The organism is Sinorhizobium sp. CCBAU 05631 (assembly GCF_002288505.1).
Classification (GTDB): domain Bacteria; phylum Pseudomonadota; class Alphaproteobacteria; order Rhizobiales; family Rhizobiaceae; genus Sinorhizobium; species Sinorhizobium fredii_C.
This window is the reverse complement of the sequence record NZ_CP023063.1, coordinates 1,653,561-1,673,751: the sequence shown is the minus strand read 5'-3', so window position 1 is coordinate 1,673,751 and position 20,191 is coordinate 1,653,561. Positions and strand designations below refer to the sequence as shown.

The following is a 20,191-nucleotide window of genomic DNA, read 5'->3' as shown; positions in this document are numbered from 1 at the left end:
GTATCTAATCGTCGCTGCCGGCTTGCCGTTTTTCCAGTCGGTCGAGCACGTCTTCGGGGGTCACTTCGGTCGCGAGTTCGCCGACCTCGGCGTCTACCGCTGTCCTCACGTCAAGCCGAGCGGCAATTGCCGAGACCAAGGTCAGCAGTTGGGTCGCCTCCTGTTCGGCCAGCAGTGATATTTGCAGGTTGAGATCTGCCCGCTTGTCGTCGTCCGCCGCCATTCGGTTCTGACTGATGAGAACGAAAGTGGAGATGAAGATCGCCTCCACGGAGGCGACCATGGCGAGGATTACAAAGCTCGGGTCGAAGACGGGCACACCAGGCAACCATCTCATGTTCGCCGCGATCCAGAAGACGCATGCCGCGAGATGAAGATAGATGAAGGTCATCGAGCCGGCAAAGCGCGTAATTGTATCTGCAATCTTGTCTTGAAGCGTCTTTCCAAGTTCCGCCTCCCGGCGCCGTTTCAGAATCGCATTGATGTTACGATCCAGCCTGCGCGAGCCTGCAAGCGGCCGATCCGTCGCTTCTTCATCGGGTGGCTTTCTCGAAATGGGCATGCGCTCGGCAACGTCACTGATTGATCTTGCTCGCACATCGCCTGCAACCCCGCTGCAGATACAAAGTTCCGGTCAGGAGATAATGATATGCGGCCAAGCGGGCGCGGACCCTGGACGATCCCGGTTGTCAACTCGGTGCTGATAGGAAGATTTGGGAAGCTCAGTGGCGGAGGAGGTGGGATTCGAACCCACGGTACGCTTTCACGCACGCCGGTTTTCAAGACCGGTGCCTTAAACCGCTCGGCCACTCCTCCGGGCAGCCGCGTTATTGCCCGAAGCAAACGGGCTTTGCAAGATTTGCTGTGCTCAGCACCATGATTTTGTTGCTCCGCGTAGGGACTGGCACTGTCCATCTGGCGGCTTTCGGCCCTTCGATCTTTACGTTCTGTAAACCATAAGACGAGATTTCAATCGCGCTTTCGCCATCCAGTTCGCAATTCCGCCTTGTTGTTGTCATGATTACTTTGATTGTTCCGTTTCGGAACGCCGAATTCTGCGCGTGGGCTAGTGCGGATCATTTCGGTGCGGCATTGCGAATGATCTTGTGGGACAGATGACATCCGATAGAAAAGCGGCATACCTTGTGAGGGGAATTCGGCTCGCTGCAGTTCCGTTGCTGTGCGCAATGCTTGCCGCCTGCGGATCGACGACATCGAGTGTCAAGAAGAGCAAGTCGCGAAGCAAGGAATACTTCGCCGAATCCGTCTATGGCGTCAAAGCCAGCCCGCGGGTCGCCACCGGACGCAATATTCCGAAGGGCGGCGGCCGCTATCAGGTGGGCAAGGCCTATCAGGTCAAGGGCAGGTGGTATCAGCCGAAAGAGGATTTCGGCTACAACAAGACCGGCATGGCCTCGTGGTACGGATCGGCCTTTCACGGTCGCCTGACGGCAAACGGCGAAGTCTACGACAAGTATCACCTGTCGGCGGCGCACCCGACCTTCCCTCTGCCGAGCTATGCCCGGGTCACGAACCTCGAGAACGGCACGTCGGTGATCGTCCGCGTCAACGACCGCGGTCCCTATGAATACGGCCGGCTCATCGACGTCTCCTCAAAGACGGCTGACATGCTGGACATCAAGCGCAAGGGGAGCGCCAAGGTTCGCGTTCAATATGTCGGCCGGGCTCCGCTCGAGGGCAACGACATGCCCTATCTCATGGCGTCCTACGTCAGGAAAGGCGATCGTTCTCCGGGTGTGATGCCCGAAGGCCAGATCGCGACGGGGGTCATGGTCGCCTCGAACGAACCGCTGCGCAACCAGGTGCAGGATCTCGGCACCGTCACGGTCCCGGCCAAGTCGATGCTCGGCTCAGGCGCCCCGGTGAACGCACTCGCCGCGCCCGCGCAAGCCTTCCCGACGCCGCCGGCTATGACCGAATTCGTGCTGCTGCCGGACATCGGCCCGATCCCGACCGAGCGGCCCGAATTGATCCCGCTGCCGGACGGCACCATGGCCTATGCGGCTGCCTATGTCGAAGTGCGCGTCAGCGACAAGGCCTCTCCCTTCGAAGCGATCATGGTCGATTCCAATCCGCTCACTCCCGAGTCGATCCTGGCCTATGCGAAGCGGCATCAAGGCGCCATCTGATCCGATCGATGCCGATTGAACGGGGGGCTCTGCACTGCTATGCCCGCATGAGAAACCGGAGTTTCTCATGCGCATGAAGTGGTTCGCGATCGTGGGCATCCTGGCGGCGATCGCTCAGGGGGAGGCGACAGCGCAAACGCCGGCCTTCGATACGAAGGCGAAGCAAATCTACCTCGTCGATGCGGAAACAGGCACCGTGCTCTTCGCGCGCGGCGAAGACGATCCTGTACCGCCCGCCTCGCTTGCCAAGCTGATGGCAATGGACGTGGTCTTCGAGGCGCTGGAGAAGGGCGAACTGACGCCGGAGACGACCTTTCCGGTTTCCGAACATGCTTGGCGAACAGGCGGTGCACCGTCCGGCACGGCCACGATGTTCGCCGCGATCAAATCCCAGATCCGCGTTGCAGACCTCATTCAAGGCGCGACTGTGCAACTGGCGAATGACGCCTGCATCATCCTGGCCGAGGGCATGGCCGGCAGTGAGGCGGCCTTCGCCGAACGGATGAACAAACGCGCCCGCGCGCTTGGCATGCCGGTTGCGACCTTCAAGAATGCGACGGGCCTGCCGGATCCGGGAAACAGGATCACGATGCGTGAACTCGTCACCCTGTCACGCCATCTGCGCGACGCGCATCCGGAATTCTACCGCCTCTATGCTCAGCCTGAATTCGAGTGGAACAAGATCCTTCAGCGCAACAAGAACCCGCTGATTGCCGCCAATGTCGGAGTCGACGGGCTGGCGACCGGTTTTGCGGAAGGGTCCGGCTTCTCGCTTGCCGCCTCCATGCAGCGCGGCGACCGCCGGGTCTATCTGGCGATGGCCGGCCTTGAAACCGACAAGGAGAGGATCGAGGAAAGCCGCCGCGTGCTCGACTGGGCAATGACGAATTTCGAGAAGCGGCGCATCTTCGCTGAAGGCGAGACGATCGGCGAGGCGAGCGTTTACGGCGGGGCGGCGTCTCGCGTCTCGCTGGTCGCGGGTGACCCGGTCGACCTGCTGCTTCCGGTCAACAATCCGGAACGGTTGACGGCGAGGATCGTCTACAAATGGCCGCTGACGGCGCCGGTGGCAGCCGGCCAGCAGGTAGGCGTCGTCAAGCTCTGGAACGGCGAGAAGCTGCTGAGGGAAGTGCCGGTCAGAACGGCCGAGGCGGTTGGGCCCGGCACGCTCAGCAGCCGGGCGCTCGACGCCCTGCAGGAACTTCTGTTCTTCTGGCTGTGACAAATGCGGTGCTTGACGGTTCCTTCCGCCAGATCAATCGGCTAAACAGAACCGGTATGCACGCCGATCTGGAAGAACTTGTGTCGCTGACAAAGGGATTGTTCGTAACATTCGAGGGTGGAGAAGGGGCGGGAAAATCGACCCAGATGCGCCTTCTCGCCGATTCGCTCAGCGCCCGAGGCTTTGACGTGCTGACCACCCGTGAGCCCGGCGGCTCCATAGGGGCGGAGGCGGTCCGCCACGTCTTACTGTCGGGTGCAGCGGAACCCTTCGGTGTCCGCATGGAGGCGATTCTGTTCGCGGCGGCGCGCAGCGACCATGTCGAGGAAGTCATCCGCCCCGCCTTGCAGCACGGGAGGATCGTGCTCTGTGACCGCTTCATGGATTCCTCCCGCGTCTATCAGGGCGTCACCGGCAATCTCGAGCCCGGCTTCATCGAAACGCTCGAGCGCGTCGCCGTGAACGGCGTCATTCCCGATCGGACGATCATCTTCGATCTGCCTGCTGAGGTCGGGTTGGAACGCGCCCGGCGCCGTTCCAGCGAGGACCCGGACCGCTTCGAAAAGGAGCAGCTCGAGACGCACGAGAAGCGCCGCGAGGCTTTCCTCGACATTGCCGAGGCCGATCCCCAGCGGTGCCGGGTCGTCGATGCCACCCGTCCTCCGGAGGCGATCGCAGCGGAAGTCCTGAGGCTGGTGGAGGCGCTGCTGCCGGGCAATGGCGAACCGCAGTCGTCCGCGGTCGAAGCGGCATCATGACCATGGAACGTCCCGGCGTGCTCGAGGGGGCAGTCGCTCCCGTGGAAAACAACAAGCTCTTCGGCCATCGTGAAGCCGAAGCCTTTCTTGCCCAGAGCTACAGGTCCGGCAAGGGCCACCATGCAATCCTCATCGAAGGCCCCGAGGGGATCGGCAAGGCGACGCTCGCGTTCCGGTTCGCCAATCATGTGCTCAGCCATCCCGAGCCCGCGGAGGCGCCCGAACTCCTCGACGACCCCTATCCGGCGTCGCTCGTCACGCGGCAGCTTGCCTCCGGCGCGTCGCACAATCTGTTGCATCTCACGCGCCCCGTCGACGAGAAGACGGGCAGGGCGAAGGGAGCGATCACCGTGGACGAGGTCCGCCGCGCCGGAAAATTCTTTGGGCAGACATCGGGCACGGGGAACTGGCGCATCGTCATCGTCGATCCCGCCGACGATCTCAACCGCAATGCCGCCAACGCGATTCTGAAGATCCTCGAGGAGCCGCCGCGCCGCTCACTGTTTCTCGTGCTGACGCACGCGCCCGGAAAGCTGTTGCCGACGATCCGTTCGCGCTGCCTGCCGCTGCGGCTGAAGCCGCTCGAAGCGGAGCCAATGCGCCTGGCGCTCGCCCATCTGGGCTTCGATCTGGCCGGTCCGAGCGCCGATGGAATCATTGCCGCGGCGAGCGGCAGCGTTTCCGAGGCGCTGAAGCTGATCAATTATGGCGGGCTCGACATCGCAGCCGCCTTCGAGGACGTTCTCGCAGGGAAGGGCCCGGCCGTCCGCAAGCAGATGCACAAGCTCGCCGACATTCTCTCGGCGAGGGACAGCGAAACGATTTACGACTTCTTCTCGTCGCTCGTCACGGGGAGGGTGATGCGGCTGGCGCGCGAGGCGGCCATTGCCGGCGACATTCACCGAGCCGAGCGCTTCGCCAGGCTCTCCGGCAGCTTCGGCGAGCGGCTGACCGTAAGCGACGCCTATAATCTCGATCGCAAGCAGACGATCCTGTCCCTGCTCGACGATTTGAAGGACGCCCTATAGGTCCGGCCTGAAATTCCACTTCCGCTCGATCGCCGCGGCAAAGGTCGATATCGTTACTGCATGATTCCTTAAATCGGAATCGATTTGAGGAAAAAATCATTCAGCAATTCAAAGTGCTACAGCGGCCTTTGCTCGTCTATAGACGCGCGGCGCTGTAGTGTAGGCGAAGAGCAGGACATGGCCGAGAAGATCGGCCGTCTCGTCTGCAAGCGACCGTCGCCATGCGTCGATCGGCGTGCCAGCCGTTCGCCCGCGACCGCTCGCCTTGTTCTATGCCTGTGTCAGTTCGCCGAGCTCCTCCTGCAGCCTCAGAATGTACCAGTCCGGATCTCGGACGATGGCGTGTTGGTTGGCATAGGCAGCCGAAGCTTTTTCGAACGGATCACGCAGCATCGCTTTCCCCTTTCCGTGTTTATGGTTTGTTCCCACCGGCCGCAGATGTCAACGGCCAAGCTGCCTCAAGACGCTACTGTCCCTCAGGGTTTTTCTGGGCGTAACGGTTCCCTACCTAAAGGCGATGCGCTAATAGCAGCCATAGTTTCCGATCCGAGATAAATCGAAGCCGCTATGAGAGATACGTCCCCGTTCTACATCACCACCGCGATTTCTTACCCGAACGGCAAGCCGCATATCGGCCACGCCTATGAGCTGATCGCGACGGACGCCATGGCGCGCTATCAGAGGCTGGACGGGCGCGAGGTCTTCTTCCTGACGGGGACCGATGAACACGGCCAGAAGATGCAGCAGACGGCACGCAAAGAGGGCATCTCGCCGCAGGAGCTTGCCGACCGCAACTCGGCCGAGTTCGAAAAGATGGCCGAACTGCTCAACGCGTCGAACGACGACTTCATCCGCACGACGGAGAAGCGTCATCACGAGGCGTCGCAGGCAATCTGGATCCGCATGGGCGAGGCAGGTGACCTTTACAAGGACGCCTATGCCGGCTGGTACTCTGTTCGCGACGAGGCCTATTACCAGGAAAACGAGACGGAACTGCGCGACGACGGTGTGCGCTACGGGCCGCAGGGAACGCCGGTCGAGTGGGTGGAGGAGGAGAGCTACTTCTTCCGTCTGTCGGCCTATCAGGACAAGCTCCTCAAACTCTACGAGGACAACCCCGATTTCATCGGCCCCGCCGAGCGGCGCAACGAGGTGATCTCCTTCGTCAAGTCGGGCCTGAAGGATCTGTCGGTCTCGCGCACGACCTTCGACTGGGGCATCCGGGTGCCGAACGATCCTGCCCATGTCATGTATGTCTGGGTGGACGCCTTGACGAACTATCTCACCGCGACGGGCTATTTGGCCGATCCGTCGGGACCGCGGGCAAAGTTCTGGCCGGCGAATATCCACGTCATCGGCAAGGACATCATCCGCTTCCATGCCGTCTACTGGCCGGCTTTCCTGATGTCGGCGGGCCTGCCGCTGCCGAAACGCGTCTTCGCGCATGGTTTCCTGCTCAACAAGGGCGAGAAGATGTCGAAGTCGCTCGGCAACGTGGTCGACCCGTTCAACCTCGTCGAACATTTCGGCTTGGACCAGATCCGCTATTTCTTCCTGCGGGAAGTCTCCTTCGGCCAGGACGGCAGCTACAGCGAGGAGGGAATCGCGACCCGCATCAATTCCGACCTAGCCAACGGTATCGGCAATCTCGCCAGCCGCTCTCTGTCCATGATCGTCAAGAACTGCGACGCCCAGGTTCCGGTCTGCGGTCCGCTGACGGACGAGGATAAGGCGATGCTCGTTGCCGCCGATTCGCTCCTCGATACGACGCGTGTGGAAATGGGCAAGCAGCTCATCCACCGCGCGCTCGCCGCGATCATTGCCGTGGTTTCCGAGACGGACCGCTATTTCGCCGGGCAGGAACCCTGGGCGCTCAAGAAGACTGATCCGGAGCGCATGGGGACCGTGCTCTACGTGACGGCGGAGGTGGTGCGCCAGATCGCGATCCTGCTGCAGCCCTTCATGCCCGAATCGGCGGGCAAGCTCTTGGATCTGGTGGCGGTCCCCGAAGAAAGGCGGAGTTTCGCCGACCTTGGCGAGCCGGGCCGCCTGGTTCCCGGCACGCCGCTCGAGGCGCCGAAGCCGGTCTTTCCGCGCTACGTTGCACCGGAAGCGTAAGCGAGAGCGAACGGATGCTGATCGACACGCACTGCCATCTGGATTTTTCGGATTTCGACGCCGAGCGCGACGAGATCATCCAACGCGCCCGGCAGGCAGGCGTGACCCAGATGGTGACAATCTCGACCCGCGTGAAGCGCTTCGAGTCGATATTGGTGATCGCCGAGAAATACGAGAACGTCTTCTGCTCGGTCGGTACCCATCCGCACAACGCCGACGAAGAGCTGGACATCACGGCGAAGGACCTCGTGCGCCTGTCGGCCCATCCGAAGGTGGTGGCGATCGGCGAGGCGGGTCTTGACTATTTCTACGACAATGCACCGCGAGATGCGCAGGCGGAGGGTCTGCGTCGCCATATAGCGGCGGCGCGCGAAACCGGGCTGCCGCTCGTCATTCACAGCCGGTCGGCGGACGAGGATATGGCTGCGATCCTGACGGAGGAAGCGGGGAAGGGTGCCTTCCCCTTCCTTCTCCACTGCTTCTCTTCCGGAGCCGACCTGGCGCGCACCGGCGTCGATCTCGGCGGCTATGTCTCCTTTTCGGGAATCCTGACCTTCCCGAAGTCTCAGGAACTGAGGGATATAGCCAAGACGATCCCGCGCGATCGCCTGATCGTCGAAACGGATGCGCCCTATCTGGCGCCGAAGCCTTTCCGCGGCAAGCGCAACGAGCCGGCCTATGTTGCGCACACGGCCGACGTCCTCGCCGAAACAATCGGCGTCACGAAAGAGGAAATTGCGGAGATCACGACGGAAAACGCCTTGCGAATCTTTTCCAAGATGCCGAGGCTCTAGACGTGGCGTTTCGGCGGGTCTTCACCATCCTGGGCTGCGGCTCGTCGCCCGGGGTGCCGCGCATCACCGGCGACTGGGGTGCCTGCGATCCGTCAAATCCACGCAATCGCCGCTTGCGCGCCGCGCTGCTCGTGGAGCAGTTCGCACCGGACGGCGGCAAGACGACCGTCGTCATCGACACAGGCCCCGATTTCCGCACCCAGATGGTGGCGGCCGATGTGCGCCACATCGACGCCGTGCTTTACACGCATGCGCATGCGGATCATCTGCACGGCATCGACGATCTGCGCGGCTTCGTCATCGAAAACCGCAGGCGTGTGCCGATCTGGGCGGACGCCTTTACCATGGCTCGGATTCGCGACGGATTCCGCTACTGCCTGGAAGCGCCGCCCGGCAGCGGATATCCGCCGATCGTCGAACCGCATGTCATCCCAGAGGATCTTCCGCCGGTTATCGTCCACGGCGCCGGCGGACCGATAGCCTTCCAGCCTCTGATGCAGTTTCATGGAAACATCCATTCGCTCGGCTTCCGCATCGGCAATTTTGCCTACTGCAGCGACGTCAGCGACTTTCCGGCCGAGACGATCGGCAAGCTGAGCGAACTCGATCTGCTGGTCATCGACACCTTGCAATACAAGTTTCATCCAAGCCATCTGTCGCTGGTGCAGTCGCTCGGCTGGATCGAGCGACTGCAGCCGAAGCGCGCCGTACTGACGCACATGCATGTGCCGCTCGACTACGACGTCGTGCGCGACGAGACGCCGGACCATGTCGAGCCGGCCTATGACATGATGCGGCTGGAGCTCGAAGTCGACGTGCCGACCGCCGAAGAGGCGTAAAGGCTGTCTGACAGGATTTGCCTGCAAGCTTTTGATTCGGATTGAAATAGTGGAATTATCTCCGATGGGTTAGTTCCATAATCTATCTTATGCGATACTTCTATGTAGCCGCAAAGTTAAAGTGTCCTGATCCTGCAAAGTAAGAATGTCACTCTCCCCGCGTTTTGATGACGTGGGAGATTGCGGATGGGATTGATTGCGATGAGCGAGCGCGACCTGCAGCGGATCGAGGTTTTGTCGAAGGTGGTCGACGGCCGGATGACGATGGTGTCGGCTGGACATGTGCTTGATCTGAGCACCCGCCAGGTTCGCCGGCTCCTGGAGCGGATCCGGACGGATGGTGCGGCATCGATCCGCCACAAGGCGATCGGTCGCCCATCGAACAACCGGATTTGCGACGGCGTGCGCGACTATGCGGTGGCGATCGTGCGCGAGCGTTATGCGGACTTCGGTCCGACGCTGGCGGCCGAGAAGCTTGCCGAGCTTGATGGTCTAACCGTGTCGCGCGAGACCTTGCGCAAATGGATGTCGGAGGCCGGCCTGTGGCTGTCACGCAAACAGCGCCGGACGTTCCATCAGCCGCGGCTGCGCCGTGAGGCCTTGGGCGAGCTGGTGCAGATCGACGGCTCCGAGCATCGCTGGTTCGAGGATCGCGGGCCGCCGTGCTCGCTTTTGGTGTTCGTCGATGATGCGACCGGCAAGTTGATGCAGTTGCGGTTCGTGCGCTCGGAAAGTGCGTTCAGCTATTTCGAGGCGCTGGAGCTCTATCTGCAGGCGCATGGTGCTCCAGTCGCCTTCTATTCCGACAAGCATTCGGTGTTCCGGGTGGCGAAGAAGGATGCCAAGGGCGGTCAGGGCATGACGCAGTTCGGCCGCGCGCTTTCAGAGCTAAACATCGAGATTCTTTGCGCAAATTCGAGCCAGGCGAAGGGCCGGGTCGAGCGGATGAACCGAACGCTGCAGGACCGGCTGGTCAAGGAACTGCGGCTCGCCGGGATCTCCGGCATGGACGCAGGCAACGACTTCCTGCCCGGCTTTATCGCGCGTCACAATGCACGCTTTGCCCGCACCCCTGCCCGGTCGGAGGATCTGCATCGGCCGCTGAACCTCATGCCGGACCGGCTAAAGGATATTCTCTGCAAGCGCGAGCAGCGTTATGTCGGCGCCCAGTTGACGTTCTCCTACGAGCGCAAGCGGATCATGCTCGAGGAGAACGAGGTGGCACGCGGACTGGTCGGGCGCTATGTCGAGACCTACGCTTTCGCCGACGGCCGGCTCGACGTGCGCTGGAAGGGACATTCCCTGCCTTATAAGACGTTCGACAAGGACCAGCGGGTGACGCATGCGGCGATCACCGAGAACAAGCGGCTTTCCGATGTGCTGGCCTACATCAAGGGGCGGCAGGAGCAGTTGCCGGCGCCGAAGGTCCGGACCAACAGCGACAAGAAAGGCTACACGCCACGCGGCCGTAAGCCGGGCAAACGGACGGATTTTATGAACGATCCCGCGGTCATGGGCCGGCGGCAGCAAGCGCTCTCTCGCCTTGATGCCGCAGAATAATCAGCGGTCTGGCTGTCAAAGCTAAAGCCGATCAGTGGATAATCCACCCGCCCCGATCTCACCTTGCAACCCGGACCAGCCGGTCAGATCGGGGCTGGTCCTCGTGCCGTGTGGCAGCGCTGCAAGTGACATTTCTACTTTGCGCCGGAGCGGACATTTCACCCTGGCCGCCACATTTCTATTGGCCGGGGTACATTCTATTTCCAAGTGCGACATGGCAATAAAGACAATGAGTTGGCCCTTGGAACTTTTTGCATGTCGCTTTGCTATTCGCAGCTCACCCTTCCCGATCGTCGTCGTTTGCAACAGCTGATGGAACGCAAGGTTTCGGTTGCCGAAATTGCTCGGCAGCTCGGCCGTCATCGCTCGACGATCTACCGCGAGCTGAAGCGCAACACCTTTCACGATGCCGAGTTTCCGGAATACAGCGGCTACTACAGCGGCATTGCCAACGACATCTCCAAGGAGCGTCGCGACGGCTTCGCAAGCTCAGGCGTCACCCGCAATTACGTGGATCGAGCAGCGGAAGGCGCTTTGGTCGCCGGAGCAGATCGCCGGTCGCCTGCTTGCCGATGGCGTGAGCGCAGTCCGCGTCTGCAGCGAGACGATCTATCGCTTTATCTACGGCAAGGAAGACTATGCGCTGGAGCTCTATCGGCATCTGCTGCAAGGCCGCCGCAAGCGCCGCCGCGCCGCTCCCGCGAGCCCGGCGATGGCTTAATCCCGTTTGATTGCAGGATCGACCAACATCCTGATTTTGATCCTAACTAGGCTATCCGCCCGCGTGGTCGTTGCCACCGTGCGCGGCGATGAACATGGCGACGGCCGACCGGCAATAGGATTCGATTTCCTTGTCGTCCCCTGCTCTCGCCTCATCGAAGCGTGCGATAATCAGGAGATCGGATCCTTTGAAAAGCGCGGCAAACAAGCGGGCGGACCGGAGAGGATCGGGCACGTTCAGAACCGCCTTCGCGTGCAACTGACGCAGCAGGGCCTCGATTTGGGCGATGACATGGGCGGGTCCGGATTCGTAATGGAGCTTACTTAATGACTTTTGATTCGTCTTGTCGGCCATGATCATGGCTTCGACACTGCGGACGTCCGGGCTCAACAGCGTGCGAAGCAGGGATGATCCCACCGCCATGAGCCGATCTTCGGCCGAACCATCGACGCCTTCAAAAAGGGCCTGTGGTGCAAACTGATGGCAGCGGGCCGCGATGGCCGCGCTGAACAGCGCCTCCTTGTTCTCGAAGTGCCGATAGATGCTGAGCTTGGATATCTTCGCTCGCTGGGCGACCTTGTCCAATGTCGTCGCTTGGAAACCCAGTTCCACAAAGAGTTCGCACGCGGCGTCGATTATCGTTTGGCCAAGCGCTTCGTTGGCGGGCCGGCCGCGCCGGCCCTGGCTATTTTCGGTCACGGCAATTCCAGTACTTGACAGTATCGTAATTCTTGAATTACGATACCATATAGTATCTTAAATGTGCAAGCCAATGGTTAGATGTCCTAAAATTCCCCGGGCCGCGCGGCGATATCGAATGCGGCACCGTCCGGTCTGTCAACATAGTCATGGGCAAATTCCTCGCCGATCCCGAAGCCCTGCTCGCTGCCCGCCTCGAGTGCGTATCGCTGGATATTGCGGGCCAGGCCCCACCCCACCCCTTCCATCCACAACACGGAGCCCATCACCATGGATGACGTCATCATCATCGGCGGCAGCTTTGCCGGTCTAGCCGGCGCCCTGCAGCTCGGCCGTGCCCGCCGCAAGGTCACCGTTCTCGATACCGGCCTGCTGCGCAATCGCTTCGCTGGCCACTCGCATGGCTTGCTCGGCCACGATCACAAGCCTCCGCTGGACATCCTGGCCGAGGCGCGGCAGCAGCTGGCGCGTTATCCCACGATCAGGCTGGTCAATGCCCGGGCCGACAGCGTCTCCGGCGCCATCGATGATTTCTCCGTCCTTACTGGCGATGGCGAAAGCCTTGGGGCGCGGCGCCTGATCCTGAGCTATGGCGTCGCCGACCAGATGCCTGATGTTCCTGGCTTTGCCGAAGGCTGGGGCACGTCCATCGTGCCCTGCCCCTATTGCGACGGCTTTGAAGTCGCCGGCCAGCATTGGGGCCTCGTCTGGTCCGGCCCGCAGTCGCACAATCAGGTCAGGCTGTTCCACGATTGGACCCACAGATTGACGCTCTTCGCCGATGGTCACGACATTCCGCCGGATATCCGAGCCGATCTGGCGCGTCGCAACATACCTGTCGTCGAGGGCCGGATTACCGAGATCGCCCGTCACGGGGGCCATAGCGCCACCGTCAAGCTCGATACCGGCCCCGATGTCGCGGTCGACATCCTGTTCGCGCATCCGCACAACAAGCCGTCCGCAAGCCTGCATGAATCACTGGGCCTCGCCACGCTCGATACGCCCCTCGGCATCGCCCTCAAGGTCGACGAGCGCCGCGAAACCAGCAAGCCCGGCATCTACGCCGCCGGCGACCTCGCCAACCCCCTCATGCCCTCGGTCACCACGGGATCATGGCAAGGCGCGATGGCGGGTATCTTCGCCCAGCAGTCGATGCTGGTTTGAGAGCACGGATTGGAGATGAGCATGGCCGTCGAACCGGACAGCGCGGGTGTGCGCTTCCCTCCGCCCTTGGTCTATCTTGCAGCGCTGCTGTTGGGGCTGGCGGCGGAGCGGTTCGTCTCCCTGCGCTCTTTCGGCATCGACTGGCGGTTGCTGGTCGCGACGGGCGCGCTGCTATTCGTTGCCGGCGCGGCGATGATGCTTGCGGCGGCGGGGCTGCTCCGGCGGCTGGGCACCAACGTTCCGCCGTCGCAGCCAACGACCCTCATCGCAACGACCGGTCCTTATCGATGGACCCGCAATCCCATATATCTCGGCATGGCGCTTATCTATGCCGGCCTTGCGATCGGCTTCGACGGGCCGATCGCCTTCGCCTTGCTCCCGTTGGTGCTGATCGCGATCCAGACGCAGGTGATCGCCCGCGAGGAACGCTATCTCGAAGCGAAGTTCGGCGACGACTACCGCCGCTACAAGGCCGAGGTTCGCCGCTGGCTCTGACTATTCCGCCGCTGCCGCCTGCGGGGCCCTCTGCCGCGAGCTATCATATCTTGAAGGTTGCGGGCCGGTGTCACGGAAAACCGACTGGCCGGCTGACCCCGCAGTACACCCGGCGCCTGAGGAGACGCACATGTCTAAACCAGAGACACCGAAGCCAGCATCAGCATCTCTCGTCCGACTGCCCACGGAGAAGCCTGACACCACATGGTGTTCGAACACGTCACCTTCGACCTGCCATCGCGAGAACTCGCTAGTCAGATGCCCGCCGCACGATCTTTGCGACGAAGTCCGATTGCCGCCGGTGTAGAATTTCCAGTCGCCGTTTGTCTCCGCTGCCAGCTTGCGCTTGAGAGCCGCGTATTCGGCAGCGTCGTCCGGATGCGTGCGGAGCCAATCTCAAAGCATGCGCTTGACATGCGTGGCGTTCTCCGGGCCGCAGAGGTACAGCCGCGTTCCATGGGAGCCGCGTCCTGAGGTGAAGGTCCACATGCCATCACTGTAGGGATCGCCATGGAAGATAAATTTTTCCAGAAATCTTTGATTCTCAGTTGCAGAATTTGCCTGTCGGGGAATGGCGGAGCACCTAGCTATTCCGCCGGCGGTGTCTCGATAAGCTCGCCCTCCCTTCAAAGTCACCGGCTATGGAAGTTCGATTTCGCCGTCCACGACGTGGTTGAGACTGGTGCCTTCCGCCGTCAGCGTCATGCGGACCTTCAGCTTCTTGCCGCCGGTCTGCCCGTCACGCACGATCTCCTCGATCTTTCGCTGCGAGGTAATGCCGACCTCTTTCAGGAATTTGCGGATCGACATGTTGAAGGCGTCTTCACTCATCACGGAACTCCTCTTTGTCCAGCTAGGATTGTAAGAGAAGGCGGGCGGTCAAGGAAGCCGGGCGGTGCCTGGCGAGGCCCCTCAGTGAGCGGTGTAGGCGCCGTCCACGAGATGGTAGCTGCCGGTGATGAAACTTGCCTGGTCGGACAGGAGAAAGCAGACAAGAGCTGCCACCTCTTCGGGCGTGCCGCGCCGGCCCATCGGCTGCAGCGCTTCCAGCCTCCGGGTCTTCGCGAGCTCCGCATATTCCGACAGAAGCGGCGTTTCGATCCAGCCGGGACCGACCGCGTTGATGCGGATCCCCATGCGCGCATACTCGATCGCTGCCGTCTTTGTCAGCCCGACGACCCCATGCTTGGCCGCGGTATAGGCCGCTGCGGTGGGCAAGGCGACGGAAGCGAGAATCGACGTCACATTGACGATTGCGCCGCCTCCCCGTCCCAGCATGGCCGCGATCTCGTATTTCATGCAATGGAAGGTGCCGTTCAGATTGACGTCGATGACGCGCTGCCAGTTGTCGAGCGGGTAATCCCCCGTCGGTTTTCGGACTCCTTCAACGCCGGCATTGTTGACGGCGAGGTTCAGGCCTCCGCATTCCCTGAGAGTGAAGTCCACCAGTTGCTCGACGGCGCCGGCGTCGGCGACATCGACTGTGAAAGGGCGGGCTCGACCCCCGTTCGCACGGATCCCGTCGACAATCTGCTGCGCAGCCTCAGGATTGAGATCGGCAACGACGACTTCTGCCCCATCGCCGCATAATTGCCGCGAGATGGCCGCGCCGATTCCCGAACCGCCGCCGGTTACGATGGCAATCTTGCCCTCGAAGCCCAGTTTCATGCTCTTAATCCTTCTTACCTCTTCCCACTCGCAGTCGAGCAGACACGGCTGGTTGCCGCAAGGGTTTAATCTATCCGCCAAGCTGGCCGCCCGATCGCTCGAACACGTCAGCCGGTCGTCGTTCGCGAGTCGGATCTGCGGCCGCAGGATTGGCGCAATCGAGAGGGGATAACGACAGCGAATCGGGCCGTCTGCCCCTTCCTACTGTCCCAAATCGAACATGCAATCCCCTGATTTAAAAGGCTTAATTCACCTCCTTGTGCCCGCCTGAGATGCGAGGCTTGGCCAGCACGCGCAGCAGTGTTAAACACGCAGTCTGGGGACTCACGTATTTTCTTAGCAGGTGAAGATGGACAAGAACCATGTTACGCGTCGCATGCTCGTATTGGGTAGTCTGGCTTTGCTGGCCACGGGATGCAGTTCGATCGTCCGACCAATCGAGAGCCCAATCGCTTCCAGGACGCGTATCGAGCCGCGCTACCGCAGGCAGGAAGTAGCCTATGACGGAGGCGAGGAACCGGGAACGATCGTCGTCAACACCGAGGAACGTTATCTCTACTACGTCGTGGGCGGCGGCACGGCGATTCGCTACGGCATCGGCGTCGGAGAGGAAGGCCGCACCCTCAAGGGCAGGGCCAGAATCGGCCGAAAGGCGGAGTGGCCCTCCTGGACCCCCACCGAAAACATGATGCGCCGGAAACCCCACCTGCGTCAGTATGCGGGGGGCGTCTCCGGCGGCTTACACAATCCGCTCGGCGCATCCGCCCTCTACCTCTATCGTGGCGGGCAGGACACGATGTTCCGCTTGCACGGCACGAACGAACCGTGGACGATCGGACAGGCAGTGTCGAGCGGTTGCATCCGCTTGACGAACGAAGACATCGTCGATCTTTACAGCCGGACCCCCGTCGGGACCACCGTATTGATCATCTGATGGTGTTTGCGCGCGTATTTGGTATAAATAATTAAGCCAGGTGTTTTGAAGTGACCGTTAAACAGTTCCGCACCGACAAAGCTGATGCCAACTGTGTCCTTCTTGCACTAGGCCTAGGCGCCGATCGCCACTATTACTTGGAGTGTTGCCTTCGATAAACCATTCCGACTATTGAGGAAAGGACTACTTGATGAGCAGAATTCTAATCGTGATGATTGCGTTGCTTTCTGTCGCCGGCCTGACCGCTTGCGACACGATCGGCAAGGGCAAAGGGAAGGCTCCGCCGCCTGTGGCAGCAGAGCCGGCAGTAGAGCCTGCTCCCGTTTACAAGTAACGCCTGAATTTGCTCCGTGGGAGACTCCAAGAGCCTCCCACGGAGCGCCTTTAGACCGAATCAGCCCAAGGCAGACGGTCGAAAACGCCACTGGTTGATACAAGCCGGCCCAAATTTTGCTAAAATAAAGTTCGGCGACAGAGCGAAGTGACGTGATGACATTTGCATCAAGCCGTTTTCTCCCTGTGATTCTGGTCGCATTCGCTGCAACGGCGTGCCAGACACAAGACAAGAAGCCACAACCCGCTTACGTGTCGAGCAGCCAGGCCGGCGGGTCAGCCAAGCTCCTCTCTCAAACGCGAGAACAAGGGTATTTCATCGAATTCCGCTCACGCTATGCGCTGAGCTACGGCCATACCTACGCGGTCTTCGGCCGAACGAATGCCTCGGGAGCAATGATCAACCCCGAGGTGGCAGGTCTTGCTCCGGCGACGAACGACGCGGCGCCCTATGTTCTGGGACATTTTTTCCCCGTGCCGGCGGAGACCGGAGCGAGCGACGGCGACCTCGAAGAGGAATACAGGTCGGCAAGCTGGCGTATCATGCTGAGCGAGGCGGAATACAACAAGGTGGTCGCCTTCATACGAAAGCTGAAGGAAAAGTCGCGTGTCTGGCACGCGTCGGTTTATAACTGCAATGCCTTCGTGGCGGAGATTGCGCGGTCCATGGGGTATCAGAGCCCGGGCATCTGGCTAAGGCCGCAAGAATTCATTACAAGGCTCCGTGAAATGAATGGCGGCTGACGCGGTCGGCTTGAGCCCTCCCCGCTCGCCATTGGCACAATTGAAAATCGCAAGAGCCTTGTAAGCTAGGGTGAGCATGTCGATCGCTACCATCGGCCAGACTATTTGGGTGCTTGGCATTGTCGCTTGGTACTTTATTCGCCGTCCCTACGAGCGCCGCGCGAAGCGCGTGGAGGTCGTCAGCAATCGTCGCTCCGGCTCGGAGACGATCGGGCTGTCTGCGGCGCTGCTCGGCCTCGGAATCCTTCCAGGGATCTATGTGGTGACGGGCATCCCCGAGGCGGCCGACTATCCGGCGAGCGCTTGGGCCGTGGCCGTTGGGACCATCGTCTTCGCCCTCGCCATGTGGGTATTTCGCAGGACGCACAAGGAACTCGGCCGCAACTGGTCCATCACACTGGAGATTCGCGACCGGCATGAGCTGATCAGCGGGGGGCCCTACGCGCTCGTGCGCCATCCGATGTACACTTCCTTCATGCTCATGGGCGTTGGACAGGCCTTTCTGCTGGCGAACTGGGTCATGGGCGTTGCCGGGTTAGTCGGCTTCGCGATCCTATTTATTCTGAGGGTGGACGAGGAGGAGCGCATGATGCTGGAGACATTCGGCCCGCAATACCGCGCCTATATGGAAAAGACCAAGCGAATCATCCCCTATCTCTACTAGAGGTGCCCTGATGCGAGGCCGAGCTCTCAAGCTTTCGGCGCCGCGGCGCCTCGTCGGCGATTTGATGCGCTTTTCGATTCGTGTGCCGAGGGTCACCGTGCAGCGGCAGATGAATCTCGGTCCGCTGTTGAAAGCCCGGACGGCACAGCAAAGCAGGCCTTCCTGGACGGTGCTGTTCCTAAAAGGATACGCGCTTCTCTCGCTTGAAACCCCCGAGCTGCGACGGGCTTATGTTAAGCTGCCGAGACCACAGCTCTACGAATATCCTGGTAGCATCGCGTCGGTCGCCCATGAGCGCGAGCTCGATGGCGAGCGGGCCGTGCTTCTCAGCCTGATCAAGAACCCGGAGCGTCGGCCGATCAGCGAAATCGCCGCCCTGATCGAGGCGGCACGGACACGTCCGGTCAGGGACGTCAAGGAGTTCCGGCGAGCCCTGAAGATCGCCAAGCTGCCGGCGCCGATTCGCTGGCTTCTCATGTGGTTGGGGCTCAATCTCGGCCGCCCCCGAGGCCGTCATTTCGGAACCTTCCAGTTGTCCGTCTATTCGGGGCTCGGGGCCGAGTCGCTCAATCCGCTGACGCCGCTCACGACGATCTTCAACTACGGCCAGATCGACGATCAGGGCATGGTGACCGTCCGCATCCACTACGATCACCGAGTCATGGATGGCGCCAATGTGGCGCGGGCGTTGGAGCGATTCGAAAAAATCCTGAATGGCGAAATCGCCGCCGAGCTGTCCGGTCAATCGGAATCCGCCGCCGTCGCGCGCGCTGCCGCCTCGGGTGCGGCATGACAGAGCAGATGGAGCTGCGACCGGCCGTCGTCGTGGTGGGCGGCTCGCGCGGAATTGGCAAGGCAATGGCAGGCGCTGCCGCGAGCGACGGCGCAACCGTCGTGCTGGTGGCGCGGTCGCCGGACGATCTCACGGCGGCGGCTGCCGACATCAAGAGCGGCGGCGAGGTGTTCACCGTCTCGTTGGATCTTTCGGGAAAGGACGCGGCGCACGAGCTTGAATCATTTCTCTCGGCCAATGGCCTCTACTGCGACGTCCTGGTCAACAGCGCCGGCTATGGCCTCCGCGGCAGCGCGACGGTGTTGCCCGCCGGTGATCAGCTCGGCATCGTCGATCTCAACATACGCGCGCTGACCGATCTTACCCTTCGCTTCCTGCCTGGCATGATGTCGCGCGGCCGCGGCGGCGTCATCAATCTCGGCTCGGTCGCGAGCTTCACGCCTGGCCCCTACATGGCTCTTTACTATGCCAGCAAGGGCTTCGTGCGGTCGTTCTCGGAGGCTCTTCACCAGGAACTGCGTCGCACAGGGGTCACGGTAACCTGCGTCGCGCCCGGACCGGTGTCGACCGAGTTCCTCGAGCGATCGGGCGCCAACCGTGCGGCACTATTCAAGGTCTTGCCCAAGGTCGATTCGCAATATGTCGCCGCCTGCGCCTGGCGCGGTTTCAGGTCCGGCCGTCGCCTCGTGATACCGGGTATCTCGGCGAAGCTCGCCATTCTGACCGCCGCGCTTCTTCCCTCCGGGCTATTGCTGCCCCTGATCAGCCGCCTGCAGCGCCGGAGCAATGATCCCTGCCCTTGCGGGTCCGGCAAGAAATACACCGCATGTCACGGCGCCCGTCACCGCAGCGCAGACCGGATAGCCGTCAAGCGGGATAAGGCCAGCGCGTCGCGCGCCGAGGCAGTACCCGGATCACGAAATAGTGACTTTCTCCCAAGCGAGTCGAAGTCTTCTAAATAACTGTTTGTAGAATCAGTATTTTCTGCCGATCTCTACTGGCCGAAACCACGCCCTCCGCCGAAGGTGGTTGCTTACAACAGAACCGCCGAGCATATGCTGTCAATGACGAAAGCCTAATGGAGGCTCCATGATGCGAGCAATCTCCGTCGCTCTCTGTCTGGTGCTCGCGCTCGGTATGGGACGCACGTTGGCAGACCCTGTAGATAGAGCAAAATCGGTCATCCGCGCGCAGATCCAAGCTTTCATCGAGGACGACGCGGAAGCTGCCTATTCCTTTGCTTCCCCCGGAATCCGCGCGAAATTTCCGGATCAGGCGGTCTTTTTCGAGATGGTCAAGAAAAGCTATCAGCACCTCTATCGCCCGGGCAATTTCGCCTTCGGACGGTCGAAGCGTGTCGGCGACGAAGTGATCCAGGAAGTGCTTATCTCCGGAGCCGACGGCAAGGACTGGACGGCAATTTACGAGCTCGTGCCGCAACCGGACGGTAGTTACAAGATCAACGGTGTGATGATGGTGCAGACAGCGCCGGGTCCTGCGCTCTGAG

At 61.3% G+C, this 20,191-nt stretch carries 21 protein-coding genes, 1 tRNA gene and 4 pseudogenes; 18 read left to right on the top strand and 8 right to left on the bottom strand.

Annotated elements, in window-relative coordinates:
- Positions 1-4 precede the first annotated feature (4 nt).
- Positions 5-562 (bottom strand): DUF1003 domain-containing protein, encoded by a 558-nt coding sequence (locus SS05631_RS08315; RefSeq protein ID WP_050988348.1) that lies wholly within the window; start codon positions 560-562, stop codon positions 5-7.
- A gap of 164 nt (positions 563-726) precedes the next feature.
- Positions 727-816, bottom strand: a tRNA-Ser gene (locus SS05631_RS08310).
- Positions 817-1,115: 299 nt separating this feature from the next.
- Between SS05631_RS08310 and SS05631_RS08305 the strand changes: the two genes are divergently transcribed.
- From SS05631_RS08305 to SS05631_RS08290, 4 genes are all read left to right on the top strand, one after another.
- Positions 1,116-2,150: a septal ring lytic transglycosylase RlpA family protein gene (locus SS05631_RS08305; RefSeq protein WP_037424457.1), complete on the top strand. Its 1,035-nt coding sequence runs from the start codon at positions 1,116-1,118 to the stop codon at positions 2,148-2,150.
- Between the two features lie 67 nt (positions 2,151-2,217).
- The gene (locus SS05631_RS08300; protein WP_037424459.1) at positions 2,218-3,372 is read left to right on the top strand and encodes a D-alanyl-D-alanine carboxypeptidase family protein; all 1,155 of its coding nucleotides are present in this window, start codon (positions 2,218-2,220) and stop codon (positions 3,370-3,372) included.
- Positions 3,373-3,428: 56 nt separating this feature from the next.
- Entirely contained in the window at positions 3,429-4,130 is a 702-nt protein-coding gene (gene tmk / locus SS05631_RS08295; RefSeq protein ID WP_037424478.1) for a dTMP kinase, read from the top strand.
- Positions 4,127-5,158 carry a DNA polymerase III subunit delta' gene (locus SS05631_RS08290; RefSeq protein WP_037424461.1) on the top strand — a complete coding sequence of 344 codons (1,032 nt, stop codon included), beginning with the start codon at positions 4,127-4,129 and terminating at the stop codon, positions 5,156-5,158. Before tmk ends, SS05631_RS08290 begins: the two co-directional genes overlap by 4 nt.
- A gap of 108 nt (positions 5,159-5,266) precedes the next feature.
- On the opposite strand, the pseudogene SS05631_RS08285 reads toward SS05631_RS08290, so the two are convergent.
- Positions 5,267-5,551, bottom strand: a pseudogene (locus tag SS05631_RS08285) (pyrophosphatase).
- A 174-nt stretch (positions 5,552-5,725) separates the two neighbouring features.
- On the opposite strand from SS05631_RS08285, the gene metG reads away from it, so the two are divergent.
- The 5 genes and pseudogenes from metG to SS05631_RS08260 all read left to right on the top strand — a co-directional run.
- Positions 5,726-7,276: a methionine--tRNA ligase gene (gene metG, locus SS05631_RS08280; RefSeq protein ID WP_037424463.1), complete on the top strand. Its 1,551-nt coding sequence runs from the start codon at positions 5,726-5,728 to the stop codon at positions 7,274-7,276.
- A gap of 14 nt (positions 7,277-7,290) precedes the next feature.
- The gene (locus SS05631_RS08275; protein WP_037424465.1) at positions 7,291-8,070 is read left to right on the top strand and encodes a TatD family hydrolase; all 780 of its coding nucleotides are present in this window, start codon (positions 7,291-7,293) and stop codon (positions 8,068-8,070) included.
- A gap of 2 nt (positions 8,071-8,072) precedes the next feature.
- Entirely contained in the window at positions 8,073-8,909 is an 837-nt protein-coding gene (locus SS05631_RS08270; protein WP_037424467.1) for an MBL fold metallo-hydrolase, read from the top strand.
- A gap of 186 nt (positions 8,910-9,095) precedes the next feature.
- The gene (locus SS05631_RS08265) at positions 9,096-10,469 is read left to right on the top strand and encodes an ISNCY family transposase (RefSeq protein ID WP_095677950.1); all 1,374 of its coding nucleotides are present in this window, start codon (positions 9,096-9,098) and stop codon (positions 10,467-10,469) included.
- A 255-nt stretch (positions 10,470-10,724) separates the two neighbouring features.
- Positions 10,725-11,228, top strand: a pseudogene (locus SS05631_RS08260) (helix-turn-helix domain-containing protein); the annotation flags it as partial.
- 13 nt (positions 11,229-11,241) lie between these two features.
- Here SS05631_RS08260 and SS05631_RS08255 read toward each other — a convergent pair.
- Entirely contained in the window at positions 11,242-11,889 is a 648-nt protein-coding gene (locus tag SS05631_RS08255; RefSeq protein ID WP_037425199.1) for a TetR/AcrR family transcriptional regulator, read from the bottom strand.
- Between the two features lie 86 nt (positions 11,890-11,975).
- Positions 11,976-12,161, bottom strand: coding sequence for a hypothetical protein (locus SS05631_RS08250; RefSeq protein ID WP_037425197.1), 186 nt, complete (start codon positions 12,159-12,161; stop codon positions 11,976-11,978).
- Between SS05631_RS08250 and SS05631_RS08245 the strand changes: the two genes are divergently transcribed.
- Both SS05631_RS08245 and SS05631_RS08240 read left to right on the top strand, forming a co-directional pair.
- The gene (locus SS05631_RS08245) at positions 12,160-13,053 is read left to right on the top strand and encodes an NAD(P)/FAD-dependent oxidoreductase (protein ID WP_037425195.1); all 894 of its coding nucleotides are present in this window, start codon (positions 12,160-12,162) and stop codon (positions 13,051-13,053) included. The two genes, SS05631_RS08250 and SS05631_RS08245, sit on opposite strands and share 2 nt — an antisense overlap.
- Positions 13,054-13,074: 21 nt before the next feature.
- Positions 13,075-13,548 carry an isoprenylcysteine carboxylmethyltransferase family protein gene (locus tag SS05631_RS08240; RefSeq protein ID WP_037425193.1) on the top strand — a complete coding sequence of 158 codons (474 nt, stop codon included), beginning with the start codon at positions 13,075-13,077 and terminating at the stop codon, positions 13,546-13,548.
- Here SS05631_RS08240 and SS05631_RS32625 read toward each other — a convergent pair.
- From SS05631_RS32625 to SS05631_RS08225, 3 genes and pseudogenes are all read right to left on the bottom strand, one after another.
- A pseudogene (locus tag SS05631_RS32625) lies at positions 13,549-13,896 on the bottom strand (hypothetical protein); the annotation flags it as partial.
- Between the two features lie 291 nt (positions 13,897-14,187).
- A complete protein-coding gene (locus tag SS05631_RS08230; protein ID WP_037425191.1) occupies positions 14,188-14,379 on the bottom strand; it encodes a DUF6494 family protein in 192 nt (63 codons plus the stop codon).
- Positions 14,380-14,460: 81 nt separating this feature from the next.
- Positions 14,461-15,216 (bottom strand): SDR family NAD(P)-dependent oxidoreductase, encoded by a 756-nt coding sequence (locus SS05631_RS08225; protein WP_037425189.1) that lies wholly within the window; start codon positions 15,214-15,216, stop codon positions 14,461-14,463.
- Positions 15,217-15,565: 349 nt separating this feature from the next.
- Between SS05631_RS08225 and SS05631_RS08220 the strand changes: the two genes are divergently transcribed.
- From SS05631_RS08220 to SS05631_RS08190, 7 genes and pseudogenes are all read left to right on the top strand, one after another.
- Entirely contained in the window at positions 15,566-16,150 is a 585-nt protein-coding gene (locus SS05631_RS08220; RefSeq protein WP_037425187.1) for a L,D-transpeptidase, read from the top strand.
- Positions 16,151-16,340: 190 nt separating this feature from the next.
- Positions 16,341-16,484, top strand: a complete 144-nt coding sequence (locus SS05631_RS31625) for a hypothetical protein (RefSeq protein ID WP_037383394.1) — start codon at positions 16,341-16,343, stop codon at positions 16,482-16,484.
- Positions 16,485-16,639: 155 nt separating this feature from the next.
- Positions 16,640-17,227, top strand: a complete 588-nt coding sequence (locus tag SS05631_RS08210; protein ID WP_037425183.1) for a hypothetical protein — start codon at positions 16,640-16,642, stop codon at positions 17,225-17,227.
- A gap of 76 nt (positions 17,228-17,303) precedes the next feature.
- Positions 17,304-17,891 (top strand): protein-S-isoprenylcysteine O-methyltransferase, encoded by a 588-nt coding sequence (locus SS05631_RS08205; protein WP_037425181.1) that lies wholly within the window; start codon positions 17,304-17,306, stop codon positions 17,889-17,891.
- Between the two features lie 10 nt (positions 17,892-17,901).
- On the top strand, positions 17,902-18,684 hold the full coding sequence (locus tag SS05631_RS08200; RefSeq protein WP_037425178.1) for a 2-oxo acid dehydrogenase subunit E2: 783 nt from the start codon (positions 17,902-17,904) through the stop codon (positions 18,682-18,684).
- A pseudogene (locus SS05631_RS08195) lies at positions 18,681-19,526 on the top strand (SDR family NAD(P)-dependent oxidoreductase); the annotation flags it as partial. The gene SS05631_RS08200 and the pseudogene SS05631_RS08195, both read left to right, overlap by 4 nt.
- A gap of 247 nt (positions 19,527-19,773) precedes the next feature.
- Positions 19,774-20,190, top strand: a complete 417-nt coding sequence (locus tag SS05631_RS08190; protein ID WP_162109172.1) for a DUF4864 domain-containing protein — start codon at positions 19,774-19,776, stop codon at positions 20,188-20,190.
- The last annotated feature ends 1 nt before the right edge of the window (position 20,191 follow it).

What these genes read in the sequence shown, in the direction of transcription:
- SS05631_RS08315 (WP_050988348.1), bottom strand. Translation starts at nt 562, where the DNA reads ATGCCCATTTCGAGAAAGCCACCCGATGAAGAAGCGACGGATCGGCCG.
- SS05631_RS08305 (WP_037424457.1), top strand. Translation starts at nt 1,116, where the DNA reads ATGACATCCGATAGAAAAGCGGCATACCTTGTGAGGGGAATTCGGCTC.
- SS05631_RS08300 (WP_037424459.1), top strand. Translation starts at nt 2,218, where the DNA reads ATGCGCATGAAGTGGTTCGCGATCGTGGGCATCCTGGCGGCGATCGCT.
- tmk (WP_037424478.1), top strand. Translation starts at nt 3,429, where the DNA reads ATGCACGCCGATCTGGAAGAACTTGTGTCGCTGACAAAGGGATTGTTC.
- SS05631_RS08290 (WP_037424461.1), top strand. Translation starts at nt 4,127, where the DNA reads ATGACCATGGAACGTCCCGGCGTGCTCGAGGGGGCAGTCGCTCCCGTG.
- metG (WP_037424463.1), top strand. Translation starts at nt 5,726, where the DNA reads ATGAGAGATACGTCCCCGTTCTACATCACCACCGCGATTTCTTACCCG.
- SS05631_RS08275 (WP_037424465.1), top strand. Translation starts at nt 7,291, where the DNA reads ATGCTGATCGACACGCACTGCCATCTGGATTTTTCGGATTTCGACGCC.
- SS05631_RS08265 (WP_095677950.1), top strand. Translation starts at nt 9,096, where the DNA reads ATGGGATTGATTGCGATGAGCGAGCGCGACCTGCAGCGGATCGAGGTT.
- SS05631_RS08245 (WP_037425195.1), top strand. Translation starts at nt 12,160, where the DNA reads ATGGATGACGTCATCATCATCGGCGGCAGCTTTGCCGGTCTAGCCGGC.
- SS05631_RS08250 (WP_037425197.1), bottom strand. Translation starts at nt 12,161, where the DNA reads ATGGTGATGGGCTCCGTGTTGTGGATGGAAGGGGTGGGGTGGGGCCTG.
- SS05631_RS08240 (WP_037425193.1), top strand. Translation starts at nt 13,075, where the DNA reads ATGGCCGTCGAACCGGACAGCGCGGGTGTGCGCTTCCCTCCGCCCTTG.
- SS05631_RS08230 (WP_037425191.1), bottom strand. Translation starts at nt 14,379, where the DNA reads ATGAGTGAAGACGCCTTCAACATGTCGATCCGCAAATTCCTGAAAGAG.
- SS05631_RS08225 (WP_037425189.1), bottom strand. Translation starts at nt 15,216, where the DNA reads ATGAAACTGGGCTTCGAGGGCAAGATTGCCATCGTAACCGGCGGCGGT.
- SS05631_RS08220 (WP_037425187.1), top strand. Translation starts at nt 15,566, where the DNA reads ATGGACAAGAACCATGTTACGCGTCGCATGCTCGTATTGGGTAGTCTG.
- SS05631_RS31625 (WP_037383394.1), top strand. Translation starts at nt 16,341, where the DNA reads ATGAGCAGAATTCTAATCGTGATGATTGCGTTGCTTTCTGTCGCCGGC.
- SS05631_RS08210 (WP_037425183.1), top strand. Translation starts at nt 16,640, where the DNA reads ATGACATTTGCATCAAGCCGTTTTCTCCCTGTGATTCTGGTCGCATTC.
- SS05631_RS08205 (WP_037425181.1), top strand. Translation starts at nt 17,304, where the DNA reads ATGTCGATCGCTACCATCGGCCAGACTATTTGGGTGCTTGGCATTGTC.
- SS05631_RS08200 (WP_037425178.1), top strand. Translation starts at nt 17,902, where the DNA reads ATGCGAGGCCGAGCTCTCAAGCTTTCGGCGCCGCGGCGCCTCGTCGGC.
- SS05631_RS08190 (WP_162109172.1), top strand. Translation starts at nt 19,774, where the DNA reads ATGATGCGAGCAATCTCCGTCGCTCTCTGTCTGGTGCTCGCGCTCGGT.